The sequence below is a fragment of the Mesorhizobium sp. M4A.F.Ca.ET.090.04.2.1 genome (assembly GCF_003999085.1).
In the GTDB taxonomy this organism is placed as follows: Bacteria; Pseudomonadota; Alphaproteobacteria; order Rhizobiales; family Rhizobiaceae; genus Mesorhizobium.
In genome coordinates, this window is the sequence record NZ_RZOT01000247.1 from 1 (window position 1) to 8508 (window position 8508).

The window sequence follows — 8508 nt, forward strand, 5'->3', positions numbered from 1 at the left end:
GGCCCCAGCTTGGCATCGAGGCCGCCGACCATGCCGGGTAGCGGCGAAGGCTGGTTTGGCAGCAGCGAGACCAGCGCGGCCATGATTGCCGGTGTCAGTTCGAAGGAGCCGACAATCTCGTCAACGGTCGGGGTTTCGGTCTCGTTAAGGTCGACGATCTGCCCGTCACGGACGTATTTGAGCGGTCGGCGATAGTAACCGGCACGGCCGACACCACCAGAATAACCGGGGATCTGGAAAATCGTTTGGTACGCATCGTTTTGGAATGCGTCCGATTGGAAGGCCGTGAATGCCATGTCTACTGCGCCGCAATGTACGTGATCGAGGCTTTCAAATAATCCCCGTTCGCCCATGTCTGAGGGATGAGTGTGCCCCAATTGTTGCCGCCGCCATCGCTTACCATGCCGATAGTTGTCGTCGTCAATATCTGAACGGCACCGACGCGATTGGCAGTACCGGCATCGAAGGCTGAGACAACGCCAGCCCCAGCCGTTGAAGTAGCCGTGAATGGCAGCGAAAACGACCATACGCCGGAGCCATATGTAGTTGTGCTGCCGGTCTGCATCAGGATATCGACGTGGACCAGACGCCCGATCTTCACATAGGTGCCAGAGAGGGTCCCGTTTCCAATCGCAGGGTTGGTCACTGAACCGGTCCATGTCGGCGTGTAGGTGCCGCGCTCGTAGTCATCGAGCGTGTTCGCGTCCCCCGAAGGATTCTGCGTCGCAGGGAATGACACCTGGCCGACAGTGACGATCAGTTTCTGATCGAAGGAATATCCGTTTGCCGCACCGGCAAAGGCGAGCGCATTGGACGAATGCGTGATGGTCACGTCGCCATTGGCCCAATTGACCACGCCACCCGATGCCAGGAACAGGTCCGACCATTCCTTCGTCCTGGACCCGAGCGCGCCGCCGTCATCGGTCGCTGGGAGTGCCGCGCCCGCAACCGTGAGCGGCCCGACCTTGGCCATCGCACTATGCAGGATGACGTTCGATGTGACGCCAGAGTTGTCGGTGATCGTCGCGCCGGGCGTGGTTGCGATGACGCTGTTGTCGTGCGCGGCGGCGTTTAGCGTGATGTTGCTGCAAAGGTTGCCGATGAAATCAACGTACTGACACGACGCATCGAACACCACGTCGCCGCCGATCGAACAGTTCGCGATGTGATGCTCGCGCCCGTAAATCGTCAGCGTCGTTGTCGCGCAGCGGTGCAGAGAGACAAGGACGCGGCCAGTCGTATTCGCAGAAAAATCCATGCCGGCGCTGTAGCCACCAACAATCTGCGTCATGTTGCCGTTTTTGAGGTTGTAGATGGAATTGACGAGCTTCGTGTTGGTGAAGAACCGATAGCCTGTCGTCGTCAGTTCGGTCGCCGGGAAAGAGACGCCATCGCCGCCGTTGGTGTGGTTGCTCAGGTATCCGCCGTAACAGGTGAACGATACGCCAACGCCACCTGTCGGGAAGTCGATCGGCGCCGAAGCCATATCCACGATGTAGGGATCATGGATGTATTGATTGTTCCCCGTCGCGATCGAAATGCCGACGCCAGTGAAGTTCGCGCCATCGCCGGTCAACTGCGGGCGGATGATCCGAGATCCCTCACCGACCGTGATCATCGCTCCATTGAAAGCCTTGGTCCACCAGGCGAAGGTCGGGTTGGCGGTGAAGCCGGCACCCCATTCAAGCGTCACACCGGCCGGGACATTGATGGTCGTAGTGATGGTGTGCAGGCGAAGATTTGTCGCCTTCTTGCCGCCGAACCCTGATGCACAATAGTCGAGCATCGACTGAATGGCCGCCGTCTGAACGGCATTGCTGGCGCTAGCCACACCTCCGAACATCAGTTCATTGGGATAGGCCTCGTCAACATCCCACCAGCCACCGTTGGCGGCATCTATCGTGCCGTTCGGCAGGAAGCGGTCTGTCGAGCGAATACCCCCCCAAGTCGGTTGCGACGTGACGCGCTTGCGCCTGTGGCCGCCACTATCCCCGAGAGATGAGAAATCCGCGACTTGGACGGCTGTTATGGTATTCGGCACCGTTGCTGCGGCCAGCGTAACAGTCGTCGCGTAGATCGGGATTGGCGTCCCGCCATTGTCAACCGCCAGCGTTCCGGTAACGCCCGTCGAGAGTGGCAGGCCTGTGGCGTTGGTCAGAACGCCAGCGGATGGCGTTCCAAGGTTCCCACCCTGGAAATAAGCCGCGCCCGTTCCTGTCTCGTCCGTCAGCAGCGCCCGGAGATTGGCGCTCGATGGAGTGGCCGCGAACGCGTCAAAGCCTGAAGCGCGTGTCACGCCAGCCCATGAGGCCAGATCGGCGTCATAAGCTTGCACGGTAACGCCAATTGCCGCGCTGACCCTCGCATCGGCCGCTGTCGAAAAATCCGAAATCGTCGCGGCTAGCTGCGTGCCTGTATGATTGGCCCGAGACAGGAGGAAGGCATCCGTCTGGTTCGCGGTAGCCCCGTCAGCCACGTTGAGCAGCGCGCGCACCTGAACCGGCGTGAGCTCTTCGGTGACGCCGTCTCCGGCCGTCACGCGGCCGAGCAACTTCCCGGTCGATTGCACCAGATCGTGCTCGTCGTTCCAGTTCGACGGCTGGACAATCGTCGGGTCGCCTGCATCCGGGATGGCCGAATGAAACTTGTGCTTCAGGGAAATCGTCATTGCACCGGCTGCTGTGTCGGGGTTTGCATCGGAATCGCCGTCACGGCACGGCCTTGGGCGTCCCGGATGATTTGCTTCGGCTGCGAAAGCGCTTGAATGAGCGCGGCAAGCGCCTGCCCGAACATGTCGCGCTGCGCGGCCATCTCTTTCAGCACCGCCTGGCCATCGATCTGCTCGGGATCCGGCGGCGGAACGATGCCGTTGGCGAGCAGGACCTGGTTCTGGTCGATGCGCGCGGACTGACGCTTCGACTGAAGGTCAAGGCGCTTCTCGGCCATGGTCATGTCATGCTGTTCGCGCTTGAACTGCATGTCTTGCGCGGCGGCGTCCTGTCTGGTTTTCGCGTCAGCAGCTTTCGCCGCCTGGTCCGCTTCTCGCGCCTTCGCGTCCGCCTGAGCTTTTTGTTGTTCGGCACTAGGCTGCGGAGGCTGGCCGGCTTGCGCCTTGGCATCGGTCACCATCTTTTCCAGAACGTCCTCGACCGACTTGCCGAGGTTGAAGAGACGCGAGTTCGCGGCGAAGATTTCGACCGCCACTTCCTTCGACAGTTCGCCTTGCTGGATCAGCGGGCCGACAGCGGTCCAGTAGGCGCCGGCTGCCTGCATGAACTCGGCCGCCTCGGCCTTCTGCCTGGTGAGGTCCGCCTTGACCGTGGAATCGCTCTCGACGTCGATGCGGTACATCATGGCCAGGCGCTGCGTCAGAAGCTGCTGGATTGACTGCAGCTTGGCCACCTTGGCCTGCCGCTGCTGTTCGGCCTGCTGAGCCGCCTGCGTGGCCTGCTGAAGCTGCTGTTGCTGCTCGGGCGGCACCTGAGCGCCGGGCGGTGGTGCCGGTGGAGGCTGCACTGGCGTCAGATCCTGCTGCGTCGGGATGATCTGCACGCCAGTCATCTGCTGCAGCGTCTCATGCGAGAATTTCGACGGGATGATTTCGGCCATCATCACGAAGATGTCGCGCGCGCAGCGCTCCATCATGCGCTGCATCTTCTGGATGCGCAGCGAGCCCCACTGCGTCTTGATGTTCTGCGCCGTGGCGGTCTCGCTGGCCTGTGAGGCGCCGCGCACGATGTCCGAAATGCCGGTGATTTCGTAAATCGCCTGCTTGGTCTGTTCGCGGGCGCTGTAGAGCTCCCGCAACACCAGAATGAACTTCTCGACCGGCCAGAACGCGACGGCGCCGGACAGCCCGCCATTGGCTGCCCAGATGTCGGCATTGCCGATCGGCACGAATTCGGTGTCGTCGGCCGCCAGCATGTTGGCGATGTCGCCAGCGTCGCCGGAATACCAGCCCTTAACCTTCATGTGGCGGGTGATGACGCCGATGCGCTTGGTGGTCAGGTCCAGTTCGTCGGCGAGCCTGCTATAGATCGAGAACGGATTAACCGGCATCAGCCGGCCGGTGAGTTCGATCGGCTGCACCGGTGCTGGAATGCAGAAGAAATCTGTCAGGCCAAGCGGGTCGTCGACCTTCTTCAGCACTACCCCGTTGTCGTCGATGAAAATGACCTTGCGGCTGCCCTTGTCCCAGATTTCCCAGCCGCACAGGTCACTGTCGCCTTCGCCGCGCGCCTTCTTCTCCTGATCGTCGGTCTGAATGCTGATAAGGCCGGCGTCGAACACCGCGCCCTCATCTTCACGCTGTACGACAAAGCGGAATGCATCCCACGGCCGATCCTTCCAGCGCTTCGCCGGACCGTGCCGGTAGTCGCGCCAGCTTACCGCCTCGAACTCGATGCATTCGTTGGCGAGGCGTTCCTGACTTGGAGCCGCAGAACCTGGTCCTGCATCCGCGTTTCCAGCACCGTAAAGCTCGCCTCGAACATCGTCGCCGGAAGCATCCGCTTCTCCTGCTCCGTCATCCACATTTGATCGCTCGGCAGCGTCGGCAAGCTCTGCATTGCTCGTCTCGTCCTTCACGATGTCGCTCTTGAAGCGAAGCCGGATGATGCCGCGACCGGCCAAGAAGCCGTCTTGTGCCTCGCCCTCCAGTTCGACCTGGAGCTTGGAATCGTCGACCTGCTTGCGAATGGCGCGCTCGATCAGCTCGGCGACGTCCTTTGCCGCAGGATCCTCGTCGGCAAAGCGGCGCCGGATGTCAGGCGCGGGCGGACTGTTGATGATCGCCGGAACGATGGTCTCGACGTTGGCGAAAAGGATGTTGAAGTCGTAGGTGTTGCCGAGCGTGGCGGATGTGCTCAGGTCGTCGGACTTGGTTTCGCCGGTGTAGGCCTTCACCGCCTTTTCGGCGTCGTCCATCCACTGCTTTTCAAGCTTGCCAGCCGCCTCGACGCGAGCACGCCACTTCGACCCCTCTTCACGAAGAGCCGCGCCCTGCTTCTGCTGATCCGGGGTTCGCTTGTCCGCCTTTGCCATGGCGGGCAGGATGCTGGCTGCGAATGCGAAATTCTAAGCCGCTTGCGGTCGTGTGACTTTGTGATTTCGCTTTGGCGGGCCGCCGCCGTCAGACAATGACTAGGCGACAACACGACGATTGAACACGCGCATTATCTCGCGCCGCAAATCGGATTGCACCGGTCGCGACAGTCCTTCTATCCCTCGCATTACTGCGTGGAACTTATCGTCCTGCTTAGGATCGTCATAGATGAACACTGCCTGCGAAGGTATCCCCTCCAGCCTAATTGCGCGAGCAGCCGCAACTGCGCCGACGTGCGCTCCCGCCGCCGCACGAGGCGGTCTTAGGTTGGCCAGCGCAATGCTACGAGCAACCAACTCATCATCCGTGAGCAAATTACAGCGCACCAGGGACACACCGTCCGCATCACCGCACGTGTTGGACTGCCCTTTCAGTCCAAAAATCTCACTTCTTGGGAAGGGATCGAAGTTGGGTTCCAAGTTTCGTTCGTGCAGCAAACGCGCAACAAATTCGTCGTCGGCGACGGGACCAAGTTCGCCGCCACACTGGGAAACGTTTTCAGGCCGATCTGTCCAAGACATTCGCGATGGATTATCAGGCGAGGGCTTTCAAAGAAGAATACAAGTGCGAGTCAAGTTGATAACTATCATACGGTTCGTCAAACTCAATCGATCTTTGGCCCTTTCTCCTTACTATCCCGATAATATGTCCGTCTGACAAAAACGAGATGTGGGCATAACCTGCATTGCTATCCCAATGTATAGTCAACTCCCCGTCCGCTGAAATCATCGTTGAGGGCGGAGCAATATCCAGTTGCCTGAGTTTTGAGACAAAGTCCTTCATAGCGTCGAGCGATGAAGTTTCGGGAGGCACTGCTGAAGCTCCATCCCAGCCAGGGGAAAGTTTCCGCCATCTAGCCATATTATGTTCAATCGAAAGCCATTTCGACGTTTCTATTTGATGGTGGGCATCGAACGGGTTCTTTGTGGCAGAGTCGACAAATTCAACCACTTCAAGAACTGTGGTCGCGCTTCCGGTGACCCGATCTGCCGGAACGAGAACTAGCGTCTCTGTCTGAACGACATCCGGTTTGTATGTGGAGCTGGTTTCCACGGACCAGGTCCTGGTCTGCAGGTGTCCGCCAGACGGATCGGTAAACGCGCTAATCAAGTGAATTCGATGGGTCTCCGGATTGGCCGTGGGGCGGCTCTCCATACCAGATGGAACTGCAGGGCTGACGAGTGCGGTCCCAGCCAGTATCATAGACGATAACAAGCCGGCAGGAATTGTGGTCGCGGCACCAGACGTATTTCTGAAGGATCTAACCATGCGTCAGCACTCTTGCATACCCCTCAGATATAAGGGTTCGAGTCTCTGAAATCACTTCCTCCAGCATCCTGTTTAGCTTCGGAGGTTGAAATTCATGTCCGGTTGGGACAGTGTTTACGTCTATGGCGACAGCTAGGGCGTAGTGGCTGGCGACAACTTGTTGCGTTGCGCTCTGCCCGATGACTCCTTGCATGATAATTTTTTGACGGTGGGCGACCTCAGCCCGGAGAATTCGGTTGAGTGACATCGACAGGTTCTTGGAATGTTTCGGCACATTCAAGGCGAAGAGCAGATCACTTGATCTATCGGGAACTTTTGTTCCGGTGAGGCTAGCGAAGGCTCTTGCGGCCTCAGGACCCGAACCGTGTTTTTCCGAAAGTGTAGTCACCATCGCCACACGTGAACCGGGCGAGGTCATCAACTTCTTGGCGACGTTCGTTACCTGATCGAATGTACCTTCTGCGCTTTTGAGGTATGGGAACTCATCCGGGTCTTTCTCGATTCCGGCAAAGAATACATCAACCCTACCCGGCTGTGTTACCAGCGTGACGTTCAATCCTTGCCACGTATCGCTAGCGCGACCGCCGGGCGGCGCTCCAGACGGATTTTTTTGAAAAGAGGAAGGAGTCTGCGAGAAAACTCGGCTCCAAGTGTTCAGGGCGTCCCAAGCCTCGGCGGTGGGCAAATAGAATACAAATTGGACTGTTTCGGGTTTGTTAGGCATGGATCTTCATCGGAAATTTGAGCATTCCTAGCAGGCGCCTTCAATGGCGCAAACCATTTTTGCAAACAGTGCTAATTTATTGTCGGGCAGTCTGGCTCATGGTCAATTCTCCGCCGCCGGCCTGAACCGCCGCACGATCACCTCGAATACAATGTCCGAAATCCACATCGCTGAAACGCCGATCAGGAAAGCGGCGGCCAGGATGGTGGTTTCATCCTTGGCATCAGGGATAGGCAGACCGATCGCTTGGGAGTAGGCCACGGTCGGCAGCGTCAAATAGGCCGCCGCCAGCGCCCCGCAGATCGGCGAGGCGATCATCTCGCGGATCTTATAGCGGTGGCGCGAGAGAGCCCTCAGGATGCCGCCAGCGAGGCCGGCAGCCACTACAGGGCCTTTGATGCCCAGGAGATCGAACAGATCGTGCATCATGGCCTCCAGCCGCAGAGCTTGGCGCCCTTGAGATTGTGCGCGAGTGCCGACCTTGCTTCGGTCGACGTCATGTCTTCGACGGGATTGCGATTCGGCTTCTCGACGTCGCAGAAACTGCCGCCCGCGTGCTGGCAGGCGGCAAGGGCGACGAAGGCAGCCAGGGCTAGGATTTTGGGCGCGACCATTTGGCTTGTTCCTTCAGAACCTCGGCGTCAGACATGCCAGCAACGGCCTGGTCGATCTTGTCTGCCTCGTCACGGGCTGCCAGCCGCTCTACGGCCTGTTTGTTGCGTTCTGCCTTGGCGCCGGAGAGACGGCCCTTAACCCACGCGCCAACTGCCATGACGATGCCCGCGCCGATCGCGATGACGACTGGATTGTGCAGAAACGATTCGAGGAGCGCGGTGAAGACCTCGACCATCTCACATGTCCTTTGCACGCAGCCGGCGGGCAAACTCCGTCACGATGCCGGAGCCGACTATGTAGAGCGGCAGCCACCGCTCCGGGATGTACTGGTTGAACAGCGTCGGATCGGTCGTGGCGATCACCACCAGCATCGCACCAGCAAGCATTTGGAGCCGAGCCCAAACGATGGTTTCGGAATCTTTGAACCAGGCGCGTATCGTGGCCCACATAGTCAGTTCCTTCCGAAGATGGCTTTGAGGAATGCGAACAGCGCAGCCCAGAGCGGATTGCGCTCCTTGGCGGCAGCGGCAGGCGTAGGAGCCTGCGGCACGCTCGGCGGCGTCGGACCGGAAACCGGGGAAGTCGGCGCGGGCTGAACAAAAACAGGCTCGGCCATCATCATGGCCTGGATGCGCACCCCCACTACGCGGCTCTCCCAGCCCCGGCCGAAGGTCGGCCAGGTCGGCAGACGCCGGAGGAACGCCAAGCGGGCATCGCAGAGCGTGTCGATGACGACGCCGGCGGGCTTGGCCCGCACCGCGGCGAGCGTGGCCGGCCCTATCCGGCCGTCCTGCAC

At 59.7% G+C, this 8508-nt stretch carries 10 protein-coding genes and 1 pseudogene; all 11 read right to left on the reverse strand.

Annotated features, from left to right (window positions below):
• Positions 1-296: hypothetical protein (locus EN781_RS18125; RefSeq protein WP_145965543.1), on the reverse strand; the 296-nt coding region annotated here is incomplete at its 3' end.
• 2 nt (positions 297-298) lie between these two features.
• Entirely contained in the window at positions 299-2668 is a 2370-nt protein-coding gene (locus tag EN781_RS18130) for a hypothetical protein (protein WP_127400203.1), read from the reverse strand.
• Positions 2665-5043: a hypothetical protein gene (locus tag EN781_RS18135; protein ID WP_127400204.1), complete on the reverse strand. Its 2379-nt coding sequence runs from the start codon at positions 5041-5043 to the stop codon at positions 2665-2667. Before EN781_RS18135 ends, EN781_RS18130 begins: the two co-directional genes overlap by 4 nt.
• A gap of 99 nt (positions 5044-5142) precedes the next feature.
• Complete coding sequence (locus tag EN781_RS18140; protein WP_127400205.1) at positions 5143-5625, reverse strand: hypothetical protein; 483 nt, start codon at positions 5623-5625, stop codon at positions 5143-5145.
• Between the two features lie 13 nt (positions 5626-5638).
• Positions 5639-6157, reverse strand: coding sequence for a hypothetical protein (locus EN781_RS18145; protein WP_127400206.1), 519 nt, complete (start codon positions 6155-6157; stop codon positions 5639-5641).
• Between the two features lie 208 nt (positions 6158-6365).
• Positions 6366-7097: a hypothetical protein gene (locus EN781_RS18150; RefSeq protein ID WP_127400207.1), complete on the reverse strand. Its 732-nt coding sequence runs from the start codon at positions 7095-7097 to the stop codon at positions 6366-6368.
• Between the two features lie 102 nt (positions 7098-7199).
• On the reverse strand, positions 7200-7523 hold the full coding sequence (locus EN781_RS18155; RefSeq protein ID WP_127400208.1) for a hypothetical protein: 324 nt from the start codon (positions 7521-7523) through the stop codon (positions 7200-7202).
• Positions 7523-7711 (reverse strand): hypothetical protein, encoded by a 189-nt coding sequence (locus EN781_RS18160; protein ID WP_127400209.1) that lies wholly within the window; start codon positions 7709-7711, stop codon positions 7523-7525. Before EN781_RS18160 ends, EN781_RS18155 begins: the two co-directional genes overlap by 1 nt.
• Positions 7690-7947: an ABC transporter permease gene (locus tag EN781_RS18165; protein WP_127400210.1), complete on the reverse strand. Its 258-nt coding sequence runs from the start codon at positions 7945-7947 to the stop codon at positions 7690-7692. The genes EN781_RS18160 and EN781_RS18165 overlap by 22 nt, the downstream gene beginning before the upstream one ends.
• A gap of 1 nt (position 7948) precedes the next feature.
• Positions 7949-8098, reverse strand: coding sequence for a hypothetical protein (locus tag EN781_RS34410; protein ID WP_189347665.1), 150 nt, complete (start codon positions 8096-8098; stop codon positions 7949-7951).
• A gap of 65 nt (positions 8099-8163) precedes the next feature.
• Positions 8164-8508: pseudogene (locus EN781_RS18170) on the reverse strand (hypothetical protein); the annotation flags it as partial.